At 62.1% G+C, this 21,789-nt stretch carries 12 protein-coding genes and 4 pseudogenes; 1 reads left to right on the forward strand and 15 read right to left on the reverse strand.

The window, feature by feature from the left end; all coding sequences use genetic code 11:
• Window positions 1-67 precede the first annotated feature (67 nt).
• From murC to mraZ, 11 genes and pseudogenes are all read right to left on the reverse strand, one after another.
• A complete protein-coding gene (gene murC / locus WM40_RS20615; protein ID WP_024901879.1) occupies window positions 68-1,477 on the reverse strand; it encodes a UDP-N-acetylmuramate--L-alanine ligase in 1,410 nt (469 codons plus the stop codon).
• A gap of 152 nt (window positions 1,478-1,629) precedes the next feature.
• Window positions 1,630-2,736 (reverse strand): annotated as a pseudogene (murG, locus tag WM40_RS20620) (undecaprenyldiphospho-muramoylpentapeptide beta-N-acetylglucosaminyltransferase); the annotation flags it as partial.
• Between the two features lie 122 nt (window positions 2,737-2,858).
• Window positions 2,859-4,172, reverse strand: a complete 1,314-nt coding sequence (gene ftsW / locus WM40_RS20625) for a putative lipid II flippase FtsW (protein WP_024901881.1) — start codon at window positions 4,170-4,172, stop codon at window positions 2,859-2,861.
• Window positions 4,169-6,094 carry a Mur ligase family protein gene (locus WM40_RS31680; RefSeq protein WP_046153838.1) on the reverse strand — a complete coding sequence of 642 codons (1,926 nt, stop codon included), beginning with the start codon at window positions 6,092-6,094 and terminating at the stop codon, window positions 4,169-4,171. The genes ftsW and WM40_RS31680 overlap by 4 nt, the downstream gene beginning before the upstream one ends.
• Window positions 6,095-6,188: 94 nt before the next feature.
• Window positions 6,189-7,358: a phospho-N-acetylmuramoyl-pentapeptide-transferase gene (gene mraY / locus WM40_RS20635; RefSeq protein WP_024901883.1), complete on the reverse strand. Its 1,170-nt coding sequence runs from the start codon at window positions 7,356-7,358 to the stop codon at window positions 6,189-6,191.
• A 157-nt stretch (window positions 7,359-7,515) separates the two neighbouring features.
• Window positions 7,516-9,105, reverse strand: a complete 1,590-nt coding sequence (locus WM40_RS20640; RefSeq protein WP_046153830.1) for a UDP-N-acetylmuramoyl-tripeptide--D-alanyl-D-alanine ligase — start codon at window positions 9,103-9,105, stop codon at window positions 7,516-7,518.
• A gap of 62 nt (window positions 9,106-9,167) precedes the next feature.
• Window positions 9,168-10,979, reverse strand: a pseudogene (locus WM40_RS20645) (UDP-N-acetylmuramoyl-L-alanyl-D-glutamate--2,6-diaminopimelate ligase); the annotation flags it as partial.
• 80 nt (window positions 10,980-11,059) lie between these two features.
• The gene (locus WM40_RS20650; RefSeq protein ID WP_082103037.1) at window positions 11,060-12,991 is read right to left on the reverse strand and encodes a peptidoglycan D,D-transpeptidase FtsI family protein; all 1,932 of its coding nucleotides are present in this window, start codon (window positions 12,989-12,991) and stop codon (window positions 11,060-11,062) included.
• A gap of 281 nt (window positions 12,992-13,272) precedes the next feature.
• Window positions 13,273-13,575, reverse strand: a pseudogene (gene ftsL, locus WM40_RS31685) (cell division protein FtsL); the annotation flags it as partial.
• A gap of 65 nt (window positions 13,576-13,640) precedes the next feature.
• Window positions 13,641-14,615, reverse strand: a pseudogene (gene rsmH / locus WM40_RS20660) (16S rRNA (cytosine(1402)-N(4))-methyltransferase RsmH); the annotation flags it as partial.
• Window positions 14,616-14,633: 18 nt separating this feature from the next.
• Complete coding sequence (gene mraZ, locus WM40_RS20665; protein WP_024901889.1) at window positions 14,634-15,062, reverse strand: division/cell wall cluster transcriptional repressor MraZ; 429 nt, start codon at window positions 15,060-15,062, stop codon at window positions 14,634-14,636.
• A gap of 248 nt (window positions 15,063-15,310) precedes the next feature.
• On the opposite strand from mraZ, the gene WM40_RS31690 reads away from it, so the two are divergent.
• Window positions 15,311-15,493: a hypothetical protein gene (locus WM40_RS31690; RefSeq protein ID WP_157685877.1), complete on the forward strand. Its 183-nt coding sequence runs from the start codon at window positions 15,311-15,313 to the stop codon at window positions 15,491-15,493.
• 289 nt (window positions 15,494-15,782) lie between these two features.
• On the opposite strand, the gene coq7 is transcribed toward WM40_RS31690, so the two are convergent.
• From coq7 to WM40_RS20690, 4 genes are all read right to left on the reverse strand, one after another.
• On the reverse strand, window positions 15,783-16,412 hold the full coding sequence (coq7, locus tag WM40_RS20675; protein ID WP_024901891.1) for a 2-polyprenyl-3-methyl-6-methoxy-1,4-benzoquinone monooxygenase: 630 nt from the start codon (window positions 16,410-16,412) through the stop codon (window positions 15,783-15,785).
• Between the two features lie 86 nt (window positions 16,413-16,498).
• Window positions 16,499-18,262, reverse strand: a complete 1,764-nt coding sequence (locus tag WM40_RS20680; RefSeq protein WP_024901892.1) for an AMP-binding protein — start codon at window positions 18,260-18,262, stop codon at window positions 16,499-16,501.
• A gap of 399 nt (window positions 18,263-18,661) precedes the next feature.
• Entirely contained in the window at window positions 18,662-20,782 is a 2,121-nt protein-coding gene (locus WM40_RS20685) for a molybdopterin-containing oxidoreductase family protein (protein ID WP_046153842.1), read from the reverse strand.
• Between the two features lie 259 nt (window positions 20,783-21,041).
• A complete protein-coding gene (locus tag WM40_RS20690; protein WP_024901894.1) occupies window positions 21,042-21,578 on the reverse strand; it encodes a transglycosylase SLT domain-containing protein in 537 nt (178 codons plus the stop codon).
• Window positions 21,579-21,789 lie beyond the last annotated feature (211 nt).

Consider the following 21,789-nt stretch of genomic DNA (forward strand, 5'->3'; position numbering starts at 1 on the left):
AACGGATTACTGGCCAGCCTGCCCGGATCGCTCATCGCGCCGACGATCGGATTTTCCGAGGATGCGTTCATGCGCCCTCCCTTGCCAGAATGCCGGGTACGCCGCCAATCGTGCCCGCACCCATCGTGATCACGACGTCGCCCGCCTTGACGATATGACGAATGCCCTCAGGCAACTTCGCGACATCGTCAACGAACACCGGCTCGATCTTGCCCGCCACCCGAACGGCGCGAACCAGCGCCCGTCCATCGGCGGCAACGATTGGCGCTTCACCGGCGGCATACACCTCCGTCATGACCAGGGCATCGACCGTCGACAGCACCTGGACGAAATCCTCGAAACAATCACGCGTGCGCGTGTAGCGATGCGGCTGGAACGCCAGCACGAGCCGACGCCCCGGAAACGCACCGCGTGCCGCGGCGATCGTCGCCGCCATCTCGACCGGGTGATGACCGTAGTCATCGATCAACGTATATGTCTGGTCGACAGTGTCGGCGCCGGCCTCTTTCGGCACGAGCACTTCGCCGTAACGCTGGAAACGCCGACCCACGCCGGTAAAGCCTGCCAACGCGGCGCAGATCGCGGAATCCGGCACTTCGAGTTCAGTCGCAATGGCAATCGCCGCCAATGCATTGCGAACGTTATGCTCACCGGGCAGATTCAGTACGACATCCAGCGGCGCCATCTCTTCGCGCACGACCGTAAAGTGCATCTGCTGGCCCACTGGACGAACGTCGATCGCGCGTACCTGCGCCTCCGGACTCATCCCGTAACGGACAATAGGCTTGGATACGAACGGCAGGATCTCGCGCACGTTCGCATCATCGACGCAAAGCACCGCGATGCCGTAGAAAGGCAAGCGCTTCGTGAAATCGACAAACGCCTGCTTCAAGCGCGACACGTCGTGCCCGTACGTGTCCATGTGATCCAGATCGATATTCGTGATGACCTCGATCACCGGGAACAGATTCAGGAACGACGCATCGGATTCGTCCGCCTCGGCAACGATGAAATCACCGGTACCGAGTCGCGCGCTCGCTCCCGCGCTGTTCAAACGACCACCGATGACGAACGTCGGATCGAGACCGCCCTCCCCGAGCACGCTCGCAACCAGGCTCGTGGTCGTCGTCTTGCCATGGGTGCCGGCAATGGCGATGCCCTGCTTCAACCGCATCAATTCCGCGAGCATGCTGGCGCGCGGCACGATCGGGATGCGCTTCGCGCGTGCGGCCAGCACCTCCGGATTGCCGGAATGCACCGCTGTGGATGTCACCACGCAATCCGCCTGCGCGATATTGGCTGCTTCGTGCGTATAGGCAAGCGTCGCGCCGAGAGCGGCAAGCCGCTCCGTCGTCGCGCTGCGTTGCAAGTCCGAACCGCTGACCTGGTATCCCTGGTTCAACAGCACCTCGGCGATGCCACTCATGCCTGAGCCGCCGATGCCGACAAAATGAATGCGTTTGACGATGTGTTTCATGATCTGCTTCCTGCATCGCCGCCCCGCGCCCCGGAAGGGCCGTGGTGGACGTCGACGCCGTGTTCTTGCTTACTATCCCGCGTCCCGCTCCGATTGGAGGCCGAACCGTCGCCCCGGAGGGTACTTCTACCCTGGCCCGAACGTCGCGGCCGCGCCGTCTCGGCGCAGGCTATCGCGACCTGCGCGGTGGCATCGGGCCGCGCCAGCGCACGCGCCTTGCACGCCATGTCCAACAACGTCGCGCGCGTGAGGCCGGCGAGCCAGTCGGCCAATGTGTCGACCCGCAAATCACGTTGCTGGATCAACACCGCCGCGCCCCGCTCGGACAGAAATTGCCCGTTGGTCGTCTGGTGGTCATCCACCGCGAAGGGGAACGGCACAAACAGCGCCGCCACGCCAATCGCCGCGATTTCCGATACCGTCATCGCACCGGATCGGCAAATCACCACATCCGCCTGGGCATACGCCTGCGCCATGTCGTCGATAAAGGGCACCAGTTCCACGCCGGAGCCCGGTTCAACCGACAGACCCGCATCGGCATAGTGCTTATGCAGCGCATCCAGATGCTTTGCGCCGGCTTGATGCACGACATGCGGCCGCGATGCCACCGGCAGACGCGCCAGCGCACGAGGTACCGTTTCATTCAATGCCGCCGCCCCCAGACTCCCGCCAACGACCAGCAGCTGCAACGCACCGCCACGGCCCTCGAAACGCGTTTCAGGCGTCGGCACGCCGACCACATCGGCGCGCACCGGGTTACCGGTCCACTCGGCGTCGGGCAGCGCATGGGGAAACGCCACCAGCGTTCTGCGCGCGAGCTTTGCCAGCAGGCGATTCGCCATGCCTGCAATCGAATTCTGCTCGTGCAGCACCAGCGGCACGCGCTTGATCGCCGCAACCAATCCTGCTGGAAACGTGATGTAGCCGCCCATCCCCAGGATCACGTCCGGTTGCACCCGTCCCAGCACACCAGCCGCATCGAAGCATGCGCGCACCAGCTTGAACGGCGCGGCCAGTTTCGTTGCCAGCCCCTTGCCGCGCACACCGCCAAATCGCACGAACGCGATCGGCACGCCATGCTTGGGTACCAGCGTGGCCTCCATCCCGTTCGGACTACCCAGCCACACGACGTTCCAGCCCGCCTGCGCCATCCGATGCGCGACCGCCAATCCTGGGAAAACATGCCCGCCGGTGCCCCCGGCCATCACCAGCAGCGTACCAGGCGGCTGCAAGGCCTGATCCACCTGCTGCGAAGACATCGGTCGCGGCGTTGTCGCGACCGATGCATCGGCAGATGCCCACGGCCTCTGCGCAGGCGACGCCAGGCCACGACGCGGCGATGTCGCGTCGTCGTGGCTGCCAGCAGTGACCGGCCAGGCCGTCATGCCTTGCCTCCTCGCATCAACAGCCGGTTCTCATAATCCACACGCAACAACACCGCGCAGGCGATGCAGTTGATCAGGATGCCGGAGCCGCCATAGCTGACAAGTGGCAAGGTCAATCCCTTCGTCGGCAACAGGCCGAGGTTTACGCCGATGTTGATGAACGCCTGCGCCCCCATCCAGATGCCGATGCCCTTGGCAACCAGCCCCGAGAACGTGCGATCCAGCGCCAGCGCCTGGCGGCCGATATCGAACGCCCGGCGCACGAAACCGTAGAACAGCAGGATCACCAGCATCACACCGACAAAGCCCAGTTCCTCACCAATCACGGCGAGAATGAAGTCCGTATGCGCTTCGGGCAGGTAGTTCAGCTTTTCAACGCTGTTGCCCAGGCCCACGCCGAACCACTCGCCGCGCCCGAACGCGATCAACGAGTGCGTCAACTGGTACGCCTTGCCCTGCGCGTATTCGACATTCCATGGATCGAGATACGCGAAGATCCGCGCACGGCGCCACGGCGACAACCAGATCAAGGCGCTGAAAGTCCCCACGGCCGTCAACACAAGACCGGCGAACAGTCGTCCATTGACGCCGCCGAGGAACAGCGCGCCCATCGCAATCGTCGCGATCACGAGGAAGGCGCCCATGTCCGGTTCGAGCAGCAGCAGGGCGCCGACGAAACCCACCGCCATCGCCATCGGCAGGAAGCCGCGGCCAAAGCTCTGCATGAACTCCTGCTTGCGCACCACGTAGTTCGCCGCGTAAATCGTCACGGCGAACTTCATCAACTCCGAAGGCTGCATGTTCAAGATGCCGAGCGGAATCCAGCGACGCGACCCGTTCACCCCCTTGCCCAGATGCGGTACCAACACAATGATCAGCAGCACCAGCGAAAACAGGAAAATCTTCGGTGCGATCCGATACCACGTCTGCATCGGGATGCGGATCGCGATGAACGCCGCCGTGCCCGCAACGCTTAACGAGAAGAGATGACGGATCAGAAAATGCGCGGGGCTCCATTGCGAATAGCGCGGCGAATCCGGCATTGCGATCGACGCCGAATACACCATGATCAACCCCAGCGACAACAGCGCGATGATGATCCACAACAGCACCTGATCGTACTCGAGCATTTTCGAGCGTTTCGGCCGCGCGCCGTTCACGGCGTTCGACAGACCGGCTAATTCCCTGCCGCCCACCGGCATACCCGGCATCGCGCCTGGTGCCATGGTCGAGGCGCTCGAACCGGGACCACTGGGCATCGCGTTCTTGCGACCCGGCAATAGCGAAACGATCTTGGCGATAAAACTCATAACATCACTCCCTGCGCGGCGGCGCGCTCCGCGACGCATTCGTGAAACACCGCTGCGCGATGCGCATAACCACGGAACATATCGAAGCTCGCGCATGCCGGCGACAACAAAACGACGTCGCCTGGTGCGGCATACGCCGCCGCGGCATCCACCGCCGCTTGCAACGTGGAATGATCCTCCAGCACGACGCCAGCGCTTTCAATCGCCGCACGTACCTGCGGACCATCCCGGCCGATCAACATCACGGCCTTGCACCACCGTGCCACCGCGGGCAGCAATGGCGAGAAATCCTGTCCCTTGCCATCGCCGCCGGCAATCAGAATCGTCGGCGCGGCCAGGCCGTCCAAGGCCGCCACGGTCGCACCCACGTTGGTTGCCTTGCTGTCGTCGACGTAATCCACGCCCTCCAGCGTCGCGATCACCTCGACCCGATGCGGCTCGCCACGGTATTCACGCAAACCATGCAGCAACGGCGCCAGCGGCAAGCCAATGCCTCGGCACAGCGCCAACGCCGCCAACGCGTTACAAGCGTTATGCAGGCCGCGCACGCGCAACGCGTCCACCGGCATCAACAATTTCGTCATGCCTTCCGGTTCGACAAACGCTTTACGGCGCCGCCGACGCGGCGTCTTGCCATCCTCGCTATCGACCGGCTCCGCCAAGACCGTCTCGGCCACATCAGCAGCATCGGTCTCGTTGGCCAAGGCCATCGAGGCCTCCGGATCGGTCGGTGTCGATGACAGCGCCACGTCATCCGTCAGGTCGGCATGCCCGTCGACATCGGCTGTGTCGCCATCAGCTACGCCATCCTCGGCGACATCCGACGTCACGACCGCATCAGCATCGGCTTCCGTTTCCGGCGGCATCGGCGCAACAACAACGCCCCGCACCGGATCAAGCCCCGCCATCGGCGGCACGTCGTCCACGCCATCCGCGCGCACGACATGTGCAAGCCACGTCAAGCCGCCTTCTTCGACAAGCCCGAAGTCACCCGCCAACGTTGGTGCACCCATGCCGAAGGTCGCGGCGCGGCGCGGCGCGGTGCCCGCTTCGCGTGCCACCTCGGCCTGCATCCCGCGCCATTGCGCGAGCCATGCCGCACCACGCGCATCGTCGCGATTGATCACCGGCCGCGTGTGTGCACCGAAAATACGGAATTTCGCCGCGGCGTAGGCATCCATGCCGCCGTGCCAGTCCAGATGATCCTGAGTCACGTTCAGCACCGCGGCAGCGTCGGCTTCGAATGTGCGGGCCGTTTCCAACTGGAAGCTGGACAGTTCGAGCACCCAGACCTGCGGCAATGACTGCTGCTCGATGGCATCAAGCAAGCGCGTCAACATGGCCGGGCTGATATTGCCCGCGACAGCAACAGTGCAACCGGTACGCGCGACCAACTGACCCGTCATTGCCGTGGTGGTGGTCTTGCCGTTCGTGCCGGTGATCGCGATCACGTGCGATGGCTGTCCCGCGGCGCGCAACGCACGCAGCGCGCGAGCAAAGAACTCCAATTCGCCCCAGACCGGAATGTCCCGTTCGTGCGCAGCCGCCAACAACATCGCCACCGACGGATCCAACGGCGAAAGGCCTGGGCTGATGGCCACCAGATCGATGCCGCCATCGAGGAGACTCGGCGCAAAGGCATGGACCTGCCCGGCGCTCGTATCGGCGCTATCCACGACATCAGCCTGTGCCGATGCGAACGTATGCGGCCCTTGTACTCCCGACGGCAATGCCAAGGCGGCATCACGATTCGGCGGCGACGTGCGTGAGTCCGTCAGCCGCAACGTGCAGCCATGCGTCGCGCACCAGCGCGCCATCGCGAAACCCGATTCGCCAAGGCCAAGTACCAGTACATGCGGTGCGCGCAGCCGGTCTGCATCGGTCTCGGAATCCCATGCGGCGTCACCACGCTCGTCCACCATCGCGCCGGTCGCCGATTCCGCGCGCGCGCGCGCCCGCCGCGTATCCTCTGGATACGCGGCTTCGCCGAACAGGATGGAGAGATCAAGCGTCATATCAGCGCAATTTCAACGTGGACAAGCCCACCAGCACCAGCATCAAGGTGATGACCCAGAAGCGGACCACCACCTGCGTTTCCTTCCAGCCACTCAATTCGAAGTGATGGTGCAACGGCGCCATCTTGAACAGCCGTCGCCCTTCACCGCGAAAGCGTTTCGTGTACTTGAACCAGCCCACCTGCAAAATCACGGACACGGTCTCGGCCACGAACACGCCCCCCATAATGAACAGCACGATTTCCTGCCGCACGATCACGGCAACGGTACCCAGCGCGCCACCCAGCGCCAAGGCACCGACATCGCCCATGAATACCTGGGCGGGGTGCGTGTTGTACCAGAGAAAAGCGAGCCCCGCACCCGACATCGCCGAGCAGAAAATCAACAATTCCCCCGCCCCAGGAATATGTGGAAACAGCAGATAACGCGAATACACGGCACTACCCATCACATAGGCGAAGACACCAAGCGCGCTACCCACCAACACGACAGGCATGATCACGAGGCCATCGAGGCCATCGGTCAGGTTCACTGCATTGCTCGACCCGACGATCACCAGGTACGTCAGCGTCATGAACCCCGCCAGCCCCAACGGATAGCTCATCGATTTCAGAAACGGCAAAATCAGATTCGCGCGATCCGGCAGGTCCGTTGGCAAGCCATTACGAAACCAATTGATCAGCACTTGAAACACATGCGCATTGCTGGACTGCGACACGCTGACAGCAAGATAGACCGCGGCGATCAGGCCGATCAGCGATTGCCAGAAATACTTTTCGCGGGAGGACATCCCGCGCGGATCTTTGTGCACGACCTTTCGATAATCATCGACCCAGCCGATCAGGCCGAAACCAAACGTCACCAACATGACGATCCAGACAAACCGATTCGTCAGATCAGCCCACAACAACGTGGACACGGCGATGCCGATCAAGATCAGCACGCCGCCCATCGTCGGCGTACCGCTTTTGACCAGATGGGTCTGCGGGCCGTCGTTGCGCACTGCCTGCCCCATCTTCAGGGCGGTCAGCTTGCGAATGACAGCCGGCCCGCAGACCAGGCCGATGACGAGCGCGGTGATGGTGGCCATCACCGCACGAAACGTCAGGTAATTGATGACACGCAAATAGCTTGCATCACTTTGCAGCCATTGCGCCAACAGCAGCAACATTGACAATCCTTCCCTTAAATCCGGTCCGCAGCGGTGTTCCTCACCGCGCGTTCCAGGTTACCCCTGCACTTACGCGCCCGTTCCGCCTTACTGCCCCTGTCGCGCGTCCGTCACGTCGTTACCGCACCGCGCGGCACCTCCCGCTACGGCACCGCCCTCAATGTGGCGCGGTCGACGTCTCGCCGACCAGCGCCGCCACCACCTTCTCCATCGCCATGAAACGAGACCCCTTCACCAATACCGTCACACCGGAAGCAGACTGCGCGGACGACAACGACGATCCGCCCTGCAGCGCGGCGATCAGCGCATCGGCGTTATCGAAATGCCAAGCACTGCGTCCACCGACACGATCGTGGTTCGACGCATCGTCCTGCGCCCGCGCGGCATTGAACGCATCGCAGACACCGCGCGATGCCCGGCCCAGCGCATAAAGCGCATCCACGCCTTGCGCATAGGCATACAGACCCACTTCACGATGCGCGACGGCTTCCTGATCTCCCACCTCGCCCATGTCACCCACCACCAGCACGCGCGGCGAAGCGGCCTGCGCCAGCACATCGATCGCGGCGCGCATCGAATCCGGATTAGCGTTGTAGGTATCGTCGATCACGCTCGCACCGGCCAACGCTCCCACTGTTGCCCGTTTCTGCTGCAAACGCCCGTTGACCGGCGCAAACGCCTGCAAGCCGGAGCGGATCGCATCGACGCCGACACCCGTGGCTACGGCCGCGGCGGTGGCCGCCAACGCATTACGCAGGTTATGACGACCTTGCGTACGCAGCGCCACCGAGAATGTACCAATGGGCGTTTCAACCTCAAGCTGGCCATTCGATTGCCCATCGGCGCTCGCCCCCGCCGCACGCCACCGGCCCGTCACCGCGGCACGGATCACGCCACGGCCGGCCTGACCATCGCTCCCGTCGTCGAGCAGTGCGAAATCGATGATGCGTCGTGTATGCGCGGCCACTCGCCAGATCGCGGCGTACGCGTCGTCCGCCGGGTAGACCGCCGTGCCATCAACCGGTAATGCGTGAATCACGCTCGCATGTTCCAATGCCACCGCTTCCACGGTGTGCATGAATTCCTGATGCTCACGCTGCGCGTTGTTCACCAGTCCGACCGTCGGCTCACAGATACCGGCGAGATAACGCGTCTCGTCCGGATGGTTCATGCCCATTTCGATGACCGCCAGGCGATGCGTTGCACGCAGTCGCAGCAGCGTCAGCGGCAAGCCGATGTCATTATTGAAATTCCCGCGCGTGGCGAGACAATGATCGGCACCCACCGCAGCGGCGAATATCGACGCGATCATCTCCTTAACGGTGGTCTTGCCGTTGCTCCCGGTCACCGCGACTATCGGCATGCCCGAACCGCCCACGGCCGACTCGACTGAGCCCACCGCCGCCACCGATACCGTGCCCCCGACGCGCGCGGCGAAAGTCCGGCGCCAACCGCGTGCGAGTTCACCCAACGCCCGACGGGTATCCGGCACCAACAGATAGGGCCGCGAAAATGACGCTGGCGCCCGCGCGACGATGACTGCCGCGACGCCCTGCGTTGCAACGGCATCGAGAAAATCGTGTGCATCGAAACGATCGCCGCGCAACGCGACAAACAGATCGCCTGCGCCGGCCTGGCGACTATCCGTGACAATGCGGTCGATCACGACCGCCGCGGCGTCGGCCGCGCCGACAACCCGCGCGCCTTCGATCCATTGCGCCGCTTGCGCCAAGGTCATCATCGTCATGACCGCTCTCCCTGTCCGCCGTGCCCGTGGTCGCCACCGTGCTCCCCACCGCGAGACTCGGATCGGGCTTCCGAGCGCATCTGCGTCGCCCGTGTGGCCAAGGCGAGCAGCGCGTGATCCTGATCCTGGAACGGACGTTTCTTGCCCATGACTTCCTGCGTCGCTTCATGCCCTTTGCCGGCCAACAACACCACATCGCGTTGCGCCGCGGCGCGCACCGTCTGCAAGATCGCGCTCGCCCGATCGTCGATGCGACGCACCCGGTGCTGCAACGCGTCCGACGACATGCCGGCGGCGATCTGATCGATGATGGATGCAGGAACTTCGGTACGCGGATTGTCGCTCGTCAACACGACATGATCCGCGAGCCGCTCGGCGATTCCCCCCATGATTGGCCGCTTGGCATTGTCGCGATCGCCACCGCAACCGAACATGACCGTCAGTGCGCCGCCGCGTGCCGCCGCTACTGGCCGTAATGCACGCAACGTCTTGTCCAGCGCATCCGGCGTATGGGCATAGTCGATGACGATCAACGGTTCGTCGCGCTGGGGATTGCCGCCCAGGCGCTGCATCCGCCCCAGCACCGGCTGCAAGGTCACAAGCGATTGCACAGCCGCATCGAACGAAACGGCATCGATACCGGCGGCGACATCACAGGTGGCGAACAACACCGCGCCCAGCACAGCCATCAGGTTCGAGACGTTGAAGGCGCCCATTGTCGCCACTTCGATCACCGCCGTATGCACGAGCGCGGCCCGATCGGCGAGTAGCCCGTGTGCAACCGCGCGGTCATCAGCACGCGCGACATTGGTCGGCATAGAATCGGACGGGGCACCCACGGCGGGGGACGACGGGCGTTGTTCATAGCGGATCGTCAGTGCCGTGCCACCCGATGCGGTGGCGCGCAACGCAGCCGCACTCAGGACACCCACGGCGCCCGCACAAGCGTGTTCGATAGCCGCGCGTGCAGCGCTCGCAGCTTCGTCGTCCTCGATCGCATCGTCGACTAAATACGCGATGACCAATGGTGCATGCACCTGGTGCGCGGCACCGGCAGGTAATGGCCATTGCATCAATAAGCGTCGCCCTGCAGCGTCGTCCGCATTGATTACCGCCGCGCGTAAACCGGGCCAGTTGAAGAGCCTGGCTTTGGCGGCTTCATATCCTTCCAGCGTACCGTGATAGTCGAGATGGTCCTGCGTCAAGTTCGTGAAGACGGCGATATCGAACGCCGTGCCGTTGACACGCCCCTGGTGCAGTGCATGCGAAGATACCTCCACCGCCACGGCCACCGCACGTTCGTCTCGCATCTGCGCCAACTGCTGCTGGAACTGCGCGGCATTCGGCGTTGTAAACCCGGTCCACTGCAATTTGTCGGGCATGCCCGAACCGAGCGTTCCGATAACGGCGGTGCGAATGCTCATATCCGCCAACGCTGCCGCGATCCACTGGGTCGTCGATGTCTTGCCATTCGTGCCAGTGACGCCCATCACGCGCAAGGCGACGCTCGGCGTGCCGTACCAGCCACTCGCGATATATCCAGCAAGTACATCAAGGTCCCGCACGGCCAGCGCCGGCGTTCCGCCGCCCGCGTCTTGCACCGCTCCTACGCCATCCTGGTCCAGCGCGTTTGCCACCACCGCCGCATCGGACACGTCGACGGACGATCGCCCCTCTCCCGCCGGCTGCAGCACGATGGCCTTCGCGCCACGCGCAAGCGCATCAACGATATGCGGCCGGTTGTCGGCCCCCTCCACCGCGTAGGCGAGATAGCCATCGCCCGGCTGGACGGCACGGCTATCGGTGCGCAGGTTCGCGCTTGCCGATAGCACGGAACGCAACCATGCCACTGCGCGCTGTGCCGCGGCCGGCATCGGCAACGCGCCGGCGCGAGGCACATTGGCATTGACGAGGGCGGCGGCGGACATCGCGGCGGAGCGATCGGTGCGGGCGATCATCGCATGACCTTTCGCGCATACGATTCATGCGCGGACGCGGCATAGCCATGGGGCGCATGCACCGTGCCGCCATCGTGCAATGCCGCGCGGACGACATGCGCCCCGCCCGTCGTCGCCTGCGCCACTGCGCGCGGCGCCGGGCCGGACACACCGGGTTGGACGGTAGGCGACACGGCGGCAACCGTCTGCTTGAACGGCGCGTCCGGCGCGACATTCAGCGCACGCAGAATCTCGCCCGCAATCGTCGAGAAGACCGGCGCGGACACCTGTCCACCGAAGTGCTTGCCACCACGCGGGTCATCCACCGAAACGGCGACGATGATCCGCGGATTCGACATCGGCGCGATACCGACGAACGACGCGCGATAGCGCGACTTGTCATAACCATGCGCAAAGTGCTTGTATGCCGTACCGGTCTTGCCACCCACCGTATAGCCTGGAACACGGGCCAACGGTGCCGTACCACCAGGGCCGACAACCGATGCGAGCATGGTGCGCAACTCGGCCATCGTCTTCGGCTCGAATACCTGCGGCCCCGATTGCGGCGCCCCATCCAGCTTATACAGCGACAACGGCAGTTCGCGGCCATTGTTCGTGAACACCGTATACGCATGCGCCAGTTGGAACAGCGACACCGAAAGGCCATAGCCATAAGACATGGTTGCCTGCTCGATCCGGCGCCAGCTCTTCCAGGGACGCAGACGACCGGCCACCGCGCCGGGGAACCCGATATTCGGCGCGACGCCGAATCCCAGGCTCGTGTACATATTCCACTGCTCCTCCGGACGCAACTGCATCGCGATCTTGCTGGTACCCACGTTACTCGACTTCTGCAGCACGCCACCCACCGTAAGGGTGCCAAAATCGGCATCGTCGGTGATCCTTGCGCCATCGAGCGAATACGACCCCGGGGCAGTATTGACGATCGTATTCGGCGTCACCCGATGCAGATCGAGGGCAAGGGATAACGTGAACGGCTTCATGATCGAACCGGGCTCGAACGAATCCGTGAACACGCGATTGCGCAACTGCTCGCCCGTCAGGTGCGAGCGGTCGTTCGGGTTGTATGTCGGATAGTTCGCTAGAGCCAGCACTTCACCTGTGCGTGCGTCGACGACGACCGCGGCGCCGGCCGCGGCCTTATTGTCGACAACGGCATTCTTCAGTTCATTGAAAGTGATGTATTGGATCTTGCTGTCAATCGACAGACGCATGTCCTTGCCGTCGCGCGGCACGGTGAGTTCATCGACGTCTTGAACGATATGACCAAGACGATCCTTGATCACACGACGACTGCCCGGCGCGCCCACCAGTTGATTCTGCATCGCGAGTTCGACACCGTCCTGACCTTCGTCGTTGATGTCGGTGAAGCCAACCAATTGCGCGGTGATCTCGCCTTCCGGGTAATACCGCTTGTATTCCACGTTCTGATGAATACCGGGAATATCGAGTGCCATCACCTTGTCGGCGGTCTCTATCGGCACCTGCCGCTTGATATAAGCGAACATTGAATTGCGCGAGAGTTTCACGCGTAATTCCTTCGAATCGACGTCGAGCAATTTCGCCAAGGCGTCCCGCTTGCTTGCGGGCAAGTCTTCAGGCACGTCATCGGGAACGGCCCAGATCGCCCGCACCGGCAACGTGGTCGCGAGCATCAATCCATTGCGGTCCATGATCTTGCCGCGGCTTGCCGGCAGCTCGATCGTCCGTTCGAACCGGCTCGCACCTTGCCGCTGATAGAACGCATTTCCCGGGCCCTGAATCCAGAACGCCCGACCGGCAAGCGCCACGAACGCGAGGAAAATCAGGAACACGACGAGCTTCGAGCGCCACATTGGCAGACTGACCGACAACATCGGGCTCGATGAAAATTGCACGCCGCGATCGCTGCGCCGCGCTCGGAGCGGGGTATCCGGCTGCTTCTTCATTGCCGCCCCCCAACGTTCGCGCCAGCCTTGCCGGACATGATGGCCGCTGCCGCAGCCGCGGCGGCACGATCGTCCCGCGCGGCACGTGCGGCACGCGCCTCCTGGGCGGCGCGCTCATCATGCGTTGCGCGCGCCGGACGCGACGAAGCCGCGGACTTGAGCGCGGCAGTGGGGACTTGCTTTTTGACAGCGGATTGTACCGGTGGTTTCGCTACCGTGGCTTGCTGCACCGGACGACTGGGGGGAGGCGCCGTCGATGAACGGGGCGGTGGCGCGACGGCGGACACGGACGCCGGCAACGGCGCGATGCTCACCGCGCTGCCATCCTCATTCAGATATTCGGTACGCCCAGCCGTCACCGCGCTCATGCCCAACTGATTACTGCTGATATCTTCGATACGCGACGTCTTCGACAAGGCACTTTGCTCGTACTGCAGTCGCGTCCAGTCCTGGCCAAGACTTTGCTGTTGCCCCTGCGCCCGCTCCAACTCGACGAACACGCGTCGCTGCTGGTACGTCGAATTGACGACCGACAGCGCGCACGCGATCAGCGCGAGCAAGAGGAAGGCATCAAGGCGGCTCATCCGCGCGCTCCGCGGGTCGGACGGTGCCCGGCGCGCGTGGGCGCACCCGCATCGTGCGCGTGATACGGCCCGACCTTCTCCGCCACGCGCATCACGGCCGACCGCGCGCGTGGATTCGCCGCCACTTCCGCCGCACCCGGAAGCAGACGCGCCACGCGGCGCAATGGCGGCGTAGGCAGCGCGTCCGCGCGAATGGGCAGACGACGGTCGAGCGCGGGCGTGGTCGAGTGCGTTTGCATGAACTGTTTGACGATACGGTCTTCAAGCGAATGAAAGCTGATCACCACCAGCCTGCCACCCACCTCCAATGCGGACAAAGCCGCGTCCAACGTTACCTGCAGCTCCGCAAGCTCTTGATTGACGTGAATCCGTAGAGCCTGAAAGGTGCGGGTGGCCGGGTCCTTGCCTTTCTCGCGAGTTTTGACGGCGCCCGCCACGAGTGCGGCAAGCTCACCTGTTCGGGCGAGAGGGCCGAGCGTATCGGACGCTGCCCTGCGAGCAGCAATCGCCTTTGCAATCGAAAAAGCAAACCGTTCTTCCCCATAATCTCGTATCACCCTCGTCATGTCTTCGACCGACGCATGCGTCAGCCATTGCGCGGCGGATTCACCGCGCGTGGTGTCCATCCGCATATCCAATGGACCATCGGCTCGAAAGCTGAAACCCCGCGACGCGTCGTCCAATTGCGGCGACGACACCCCCAGATCCAGCAACACGCCCGATACGGCAGCCATACCACGCATGGCCAGCGTGTCTGCCAGCGTGGCAAAACTATGGTGGACGATGTCGAATTCCGCGGCATCGGCCTGTGCTGCCTGCTCCGCCTTGACCACCGCCGCTGCGGCAATGGCCGACGGGTCCTTGTCGAACGCAAGCAATCGCGCACCCGGCGTCAATTTGCGCAACACCGCCCGACTATGACCGCCTCGCCCGAACGTGCCGTCGATGTAGGTGCCATCCCGACGCCACACGAGGGCATCGACCGCATCATCAAGCAGCACCGTTCGGTGCAGGAATTCGTTATTAGCCGCGTCTGGCATCACGTCACGCCTTGCGGCTCAGAAACTGAAATTCTTCAGAGCGTCAGGCATGCCCTGCGACATCGCTGCCTGCTCTTTCGCTGCATACGTCTGCGCGTCCCAGACTTCGAAATGACTGCCCATGCCCAGCAACATCACTTCTTTTTCCAGATTCGCCGCCATCCGCAACTCCGGTGACACGAGCACCCGCCCGGTCCCGTCCATCTCGACATCCGATGCATTTCCGAGGAAAATCCGGCGCCACCAATGCGCATCCATTGGCAACGCGGCAATCTTCGTGCGAAATACTTCCCATTCGGGACGTGGAAACAACAACAGGCAACCGTCGGGATGCTTGGTCATCGTCACGCGGCCTTCAGCCTGCCCAAGCAGCGCGTCACGATGCCGGGTCGGAATCGACATCCGCCCCTTTGCATCGAGAGTCAGCGCTGACGCCCCTTGGAACACGCCCTTGCCTCCTGGACGCGCCGTCTGATCGGTTCGCCCTTCCTAAAAACACCACCTGCGGTCCGTCGCGCTCACTGTCGCTTCCGGGTAAATTTCACACAAAAATGCACTTTCCCACACCTTTTCCCACTTTAGAGTAAGCAACCTGCCCGGTCAAGGTCGCCGCAACGATTTCGAATAATTTTTATCCGCCAGAACAATGACTTACAGGTGATGCCAGACAAGACTCACGCAAAATTATCAATAAAATGAAGGTGATAGGAATTCTTCTGAAAGTGATGCGTGAGAACGCTGGGGCATTTCGACGCAACAACCAGCAACAGTGCGTGAAAATTGGCGACAAAAGGCGACACGATGCCGGTGAATTTCAGCAAAAAGCTGTAGAAGTTACGAGTATCGCGCAGGATTCGGAAAAATTTTCGCAAACGTGACGGCAAGAAGACGAACGGCGCGGCCGCTGGCTTCTACGCTTGCCTGACTGTTGCAGCGGTTGACGCCGACAAGGCTGCTAAGTCGGTCATGTGAATAAAATTTGATTTAGATACAGAACTGTATCAAACGGATGTATCGCCGCCGCCATTGCCGCGTTAACAGGCGATCTCCTGGTTGCTACCCGCATGCGGCCTGGGGCGAGCAGCGCATGAGCGATGCGGAGTGGGCCAGGGTTTCGGACAACACGCGCCGCATGCGTGACGCAATACGGCGGGATAATCGAAATGGCTAAAGATAGTAGGCGGTCTTGGTCATGACTTTCGCCGCCGCACGCATTGCGGCGGTAATAGGGAATGGCAGATCGATCCCCCCTGCCTCGCTAGCACTGCGCGCATGCGCCATTTCATCGGTACGCATCTGTGCCACCACGGCGCGCGACGCCGCGTCGTTTTCGGGAAGCGTATCGAGATGCCCCTCCAGATGCTTTTCCACCTGGCGCTCGGTCTCGGCCATGAAGCCGAGGCTTACGCGGTCACCAAGCCGCCCCGCGGCGAAACCGATGGCCAACGCGCCGGCATACCACACGGGATTAAGCACACTCGGGCGAGAATTCAGCGCCTTCAGGCGCCCGGATGTCCAGGCGAGATGGTCCTCTTCCTCACGCGCCGCATGGGCGAACGCATTACGCAGCTTCTCAGAGCGTGTTGCGACCTTCTGCGCTTGGTACAACGCCTGGGCGCAGACCTCGCCTACGTGATTGACACGCATCAAGCCTGCAGCGTGCTTTTTTTCTTCCGGCGTCAGCGTGGCGTCGCTGTCCACATGTGCGGCGGCGGGGTCTGGACGTGCCGATCGTGTCACACCCGTCAGTGAACGCAGCCCGCGATCAAACTCGACGATCCAGTTGTCGAACATCATGCACCCTGCGAGAAAGACAATAGCGCATGGTAACAAAGGTTCGCCAGGACAGCGTGACACCGAGCGGGTGCGTGTAGCGCCGATGACTAAGGCAGTTCGCGCAATTCGCGCCGCAGAATCTTGCCAACCGGCGTTTTCGGTAACGTCTCCCGGAACACGATCTTTCGCGGCATCTTGTACCCGGTCAGGCGTTCACGGCAATATGCCAGCACAGCAGCCTCATCAAGTCGCGGATCACGACGAACGATGAAAAGCTTGACCGACTCACCGGTACGGGCGTCCGGCACACCGATGGCGGCCACTTCCGCCACGCCGTCAAGCGATGACACGACATCCTCGATCTCATTTGGATACACGTTGAAACCGGAGACCAGGATCATGTCCTTCTTGCGGTCGACTAATTTCAAGTTACCTTCGGCATCGAAGCGCGCGATATCGCCAGTACGGAAATAGCCATCCGACGTCATCGCGGCGCGCGTTTCATCGGGACGTTGCCAATAGCCTGCCATTACCTGCGGCCCCTTGACGCACAGCTCGCCGGATTCGCCGTAGGCCACTTCAGCGTCATCGGCACCCCGAATCGAGACGTCGGTGGAGGGCATCGGCATGCCAATCGACCCGCTGAAGGCAGATGCGATGGTGGACGTGCAACTGACAATCGGCGAGGTTTCCGACAGCCCGTATCCCTCTACCAGCACCCGTCCCGTCAATGCCTCCCATCGCTTGGCAACAGCCTCCTGTACCGCCATTCCCCCACCGATGGCCACGATGAGATTCGAGAAATTCGCCTTACCGATATCGGGATGATTCAGCAGCGCGTTGTATAGCGTGTTGACGGCAGGGAAAATATTGACGGGATGGCGACGCAGGACTTTGATAACCGCAGGCAGGTCGCGCGGATTGGGTATCAGCAGGATCTTGCCGCCAATGCGAAGCGGAAAGATGCCGCACACCGTCAATGCGAAGATGTGATAAAGCGGCAACGCCGCTGCTATCACCATCGGCATAGCCTGTCCCCGATCCGTCAGTTGCGCAACCGCGGGGCCAAACCAGGCCTCGGCCTGCAACACGTTGGCGAGCAGGTTGCGGTGCAACAGCACGGCACCCTTCGCCACGCCGGTGGTACCCCCCGTATATTGAAGGACGGCAATATCGTCCGGTGACAAGGGCACCGCCACCGCACCACGCTGCCGGCCAATCGACAACGCGGCATGCCAGCCATTGTGCTGGGGAAGGTCCCACTCTGGCACGGCCTTCTTGATGTGCCGCAGAACGAAATCGATCACCCTGCCTTTTGGCCCGAGCATCGCACCAACCGACGTCACCAGCACATGGCGAATCACGGTTTCCGAAAGCGCCTTCTGCAACGTGGCGGCGAAGTTCTCGAGGATGACGATCGCCTCGGCCCCACTGTCGCGGAGCTGCTGTGCGAGTTCACGCGGTGTATAGAGCGGATTGACATTGACGATGACGCATCCGGCCCGCATCGCGCCGTACAGCGCCACCGGATACTGCAAAACGTTTGGCAGCATGATCGCCAGTCGCGCCCCTTTTTTCAACCCAAGCGACTGGACCCAGCCTGCAAACGCTTCCGCATCGTCGGCAAGCCGTTGATAGCTGATCGCCTGTCCCAAACAGACGAATGCCTCACGCTGGGCATACTTCCGGCAACTGTCCTCGATCAGGCTGACGAGCGTCTCGCCTGGCGTCAGCGAGATCTCCGCCGGCACCCCCTTTGGATAGCGCGCGACCCACGGCCGCGCTGGTCGCGTCGCGGCACCGGAAGCAGGAGGCGCCCCCTCGACGGACCGCGCCTCACCAGCCACATTTGCGTACTGCGTAGTCTCCATCTCTGTCTCCACCCGACCCATGTCACATTGTTGTCGCGCTGTGGCGGCGTCGACGCATTTTTATCGGTCCCATGTCGCATCAACCACGCGCGGTGCGGCGTTTCGCGTACAACGTCGCGCGCCGGCGTCAAGCCGCGTCCCGGAACAACGATCCTGGAAAGACGGTCTTTTTAGCATGACCGTTCGTTTTCAGCATCGTAACGGGCCGTTCGGCCCAGGGCAAGTGATTAGATCCGGGCCTCGGTCTGGATCTACGCCGCCCCTATCGCACTTGGAGAATTGCGTGGCACGCACAGGCGTTATTCGCGCCACACACTTGCACGCTCCTTATCGCGTTGGTCTTTTAAGGAGCAATGTGAAAGCCCGCGCGCGGAACGTCACATGTGCGCCCGGCACGCACTAGGCACTTACCTCAGCCGATTTGGCCATGGGAGCAACCTCGACAAGACAATCGTAGAAGGATGCCGAATTGCCCAAGTCAGTAAGCGCCTGACTGGTTAATTCATTGACATTACGTCCATCCGAGGCCAGCTTGCGCCACCAGATGCCCATGCCGACAACCACCCCGTTCCGGGCACGGTCGCTGACATCCGCGCGCGCGGTCAATGCGCCACGATCGTTGAAAATTCGCACCTGCTCCCCGTCGACGATGCCTCGCACGGCCGCATCGTCAGGATGAATCTCGATACGCGGGACTTTTTCCGTCTTGCGCAGACTTTCGATATTGACGAAGGTCGAGTTCAGGAAATGACGTGCAGGCGGCGAAATCATCGCCAATGGAAACCGCCGGGCGAGTGCCGGATCTCGCTCTCGGGACTCCCGCGGAGGCAGGTAATCAGGAAGGGGGTCCTGTCCGAGTGCGGCCAGGGTTGATGAGACGAACTCGCACTTACCGGACGGCGTACGGAAGCCGCCTTGGGCGAATGGCGCATCGGGCAGCGTCAGCCGCGCCCAACCGTCACGCTGCAATTGGGCCGCGTCAACACCGCCCATTAACGGATCGTCCCAGCGAAACGCCTGTTCGAGCAATGCTTGGTCGCTGTCAAACAATGCCGGCTCCGTCAACCCCATTGCGCCGGCAATACCCCGAAAGATCTCCGTATTCGGCTTCGCGTCGGCCAGCGGCGCGATGGATGGTTGGTTCACCATGACATAGGTGTGCCCATAGGATTTATGGACATCCAGATGTTCGAGCTGGGTAGTTGCCGGTAACAGCAGATCCGCGTAGTCGGCGGTATCCGTCTGAAAATGTTCGAGAACGATGGTGAAGAGATCCTCACGCGCAAAACCCGCGACGACCTTGCGCGAATCCGGCGCAACTGCCACGGGGTTCGAATTGTAGACGATGATCGCCTCCACCTTGGCGCCAAAGTCCCGCCCATCGTTCATGCCTGCGACAATGCCACCTGGATGGGTCAACGCGTCGCCGATGGCGCTCATATTGATGCTGCGCGGAATCTTGCCGGCAGGCAGCAGGTCCGGACGTTGGAGACGCACGTCATCCACCGGTGCATAGCCCGATGTAGACAGCAGCAGGCCACCCGCACGGTGCCGCCAGGCACCCGTCAGCGACGGCAGGCAGGCAATCGCGCGGACGGCGTTTCCACCACCGTAGACACGTTGCATCCCGTAATTCAGTCGGATCATGGACCGTTTTGACGCACCATACGCGTTGGCAAGCCCCAGCAATTGGGAAACAGGGATGTCACACGTTTCCGCGACCCGCGCGGGTGGCCAGGCTGCGGCACGCTCCCGCAGCGCGTCGAATCCGATGGCGTAACGTGCGACGTAGTCTTCGTCCACGGCACCATTCTCGATCAAGAGATGGATCACACCGAGTGCCAGCGCGCCATCCGTACCCGGGCGCAACGCGATGTGCTCATGACATTTCTCCGCGCTCAGCGAGCGATAGGGGTCGATCGCGATAAGCGTAGCACCACGTCGCTTCGCTTCCTGCGCACGTGTCCAGAAATGCAGACTCGACGTAACGGGGTTGCTCCCCCAGATTACGATCAGATCGCTTTCCTCGGTGAACTCGACCCGTGCACCGATGCTACCGCCATAGGTATGTTTCAGTCCCGCCGCACCTGCCGACGCGCAAATCGTCCGTTCGAGCCGGGATGCACCGAGCACATTCCACAGTCGCGCCGCGATGGACTCTCCTTGGAGCAACCCCATCGTCCCGGCATAGCTGTAGGGCAAAATCCCCTCTGGGTCACGCGCGGCGATTTCACGGAGCTTATCGGCCGCGAGTTGGTAGGCGACATCCCAACTGATCGGCTCGAATTGGCCACTGCCCTTGGGCCCGACCCGGCGCATCGGCTGCGTCAGGCGGTCACGGTGGTAGGTCCGCTCCGTGTAGCGTGACACCTTCGTGCACAACACACCTTGTGTTGGTGGATGATCTGGGTCGCCCTTCACCGCGATCGCCTTTCCATCCTGTACCGTGATGCGCATGGCACACGTATCCGGGCAATCGTGCGGGCAGACGCCGCGCACCGAGTGTGCTGTCGATTCCACGACCGGGTGTGCGATCCCTGAGGAACTGTCGATGCGTTCGGATGAGGACATAGATCAGACTCTCACTAACCTCAAAGGCGGATGTAATAAACGACACGGCGATTTTCCCGCGCCATCGTGACCTATTTCGCGCCATGGGGAAGCTGACCGATTGGCCTTGATGAATAGGCCAAACGCTCGCACGCTTTCGCATGCCTTGGCCACGCGTGTATTGTAGTATTTTTTCAGATTTACCCTGCTCCACGCGTGCCCTGCCGCATCAATAAGCTCGGAAAGCAACAGGCCGAACGCCGGACTTCGTCGCGAGGAGATGGGCGTAGCATGCCCATACCTTATCGATATAACGACGACGAGCGGAGGCCCTCGCAGTTGCGCTGCCAGCGTTATAGGCACCTACGGCGTACCAACCGTAACCGTGTCGCGCAATCAGCGCTGCGAGGATCTCGGCGGCCACCATCACGGAAAGGCAGGGCTGGGCCATGAGCCGCCGCTCATCGATTCCGCGTGCCTTTAAATGAGGAAGATGCATGCTATTTATCTGCATCAATCCGATGTCGCGCGTGCCATTGGCATTGTGATGCATCGCATTGGGTTGGAGATTCGACTCCACCGTCGCAATGGCTTCCAGCAAAAGCGGATCGATACGATGCACCTGCCCCGCGGTTTCAAAGCAGAACGCTGCGGCGAGGCGAAAAATGGACAATGGCAACGCGACGATCAATTGCCGAACCAACCTGACCTTGAAGGGAATTTGACGCCTGCAGCCGATTCCGATCCGGTTGGTGCAAGGGTGCATGACACATATCGACATCGTTCAATCTCTCGAAGCCCAGTTACCTCGATGATCGACAAAAGAAGCGAGGTCGACTATGGGAGATCGCCTAGAGAACGGATTTTTGACTGAAGGGCCGAAGGAATATTGCCGAAGCGCGCTGGGGCGATGGGTAAGTTGATAGATTGGGGGAGAGTGGTAGCGATGCAAGGCGGGTTTCGCTGCGAACCTTGAT

The sequence above is a fragment of the Robbsia andropogonis genome (assembly GCF_000970345.1).
In the GTDB taxonomy this organism is placed as follows: Bacteria; Pseudomonadota; Gammaproteobacteria; order Burkholderiales; family Burkholderiaceae; genus Robbsia; species Robbsia andropogonis.

Excerpts from the sequence above, each read along its gene's own strand:
- murC (WP_024901879.1), bottom strand. The coding sequence starts at position 1,477 with ATGAAACACATCGTCAAACGCATTCATTTTGTCGGCATCGGCGGCTCA.
- ftsW (WP_024901881.1), bottom strand. The coding sequence starts at position 4,172 with ATGAGTTTTATCGCCAAGATCGTTTCGCTATTGCCGGGTCGCAAGAAC.
- WM40_RS31680 (WP_046153838.1), bottom strand. The coding sequence starts at position 6,094 with ATGGTGGACGAGCGTGGTGACGCCGCATGGGATTCCGAGACCGATGCA.
- mraY (WP_024901883.1), bottom strand. The coding sequence starts at position 7,358 with ATGTTGCTGCTGTTGGCGCAATGGCTGCAAAGTGATGCAAGCTATTTG.
- WM40_RS20640 (WP_046153830.1), bottom strand. The coding sequence starts at position 9,105 with ATGACGATGATGACCTTGGCGCAAGCGGCGCAATGGATCGAAGGCGCG.
- WM40_RS20650 (WP_082103037.1), bottom strand. The coding sequence starts at position 12,991 with ATGAAGAAGCAGCCGGATACCCCGCTCCGAGCGCGGCGCAGCGATCGC.
- WM40_RS31690 (WP_157685877.1), top strand. The coding sequence starts at position 15,311 with ATGAAGGTGATAGGAATTCTTCTGAAAGTGATGCGTGAGAACGCTGGG.
- coq7 (WP_024901891.1), bottom strand. The coding sequence starts at position 16,412 with ATGATGTTCGACAACTGGATCGTCGAGTTTGATCGCGGGCTGCGTTCA.
- WM40_RS20680 (WP_024901892.1), bottom strand. The coding sequence starts at position 18,262 with ATGGAGACTACGCAGTACGCAAATGTGGCTGGTGAGGCGCGGTCCGTC.
- WM40_RS20690 (WP_024901894.1), bottom strand. The coding sequence starts at position 21,578 with ATGCACCCTTGCACCAACCGGATCGGAATCGGCTGCAGGCGTCAAATT.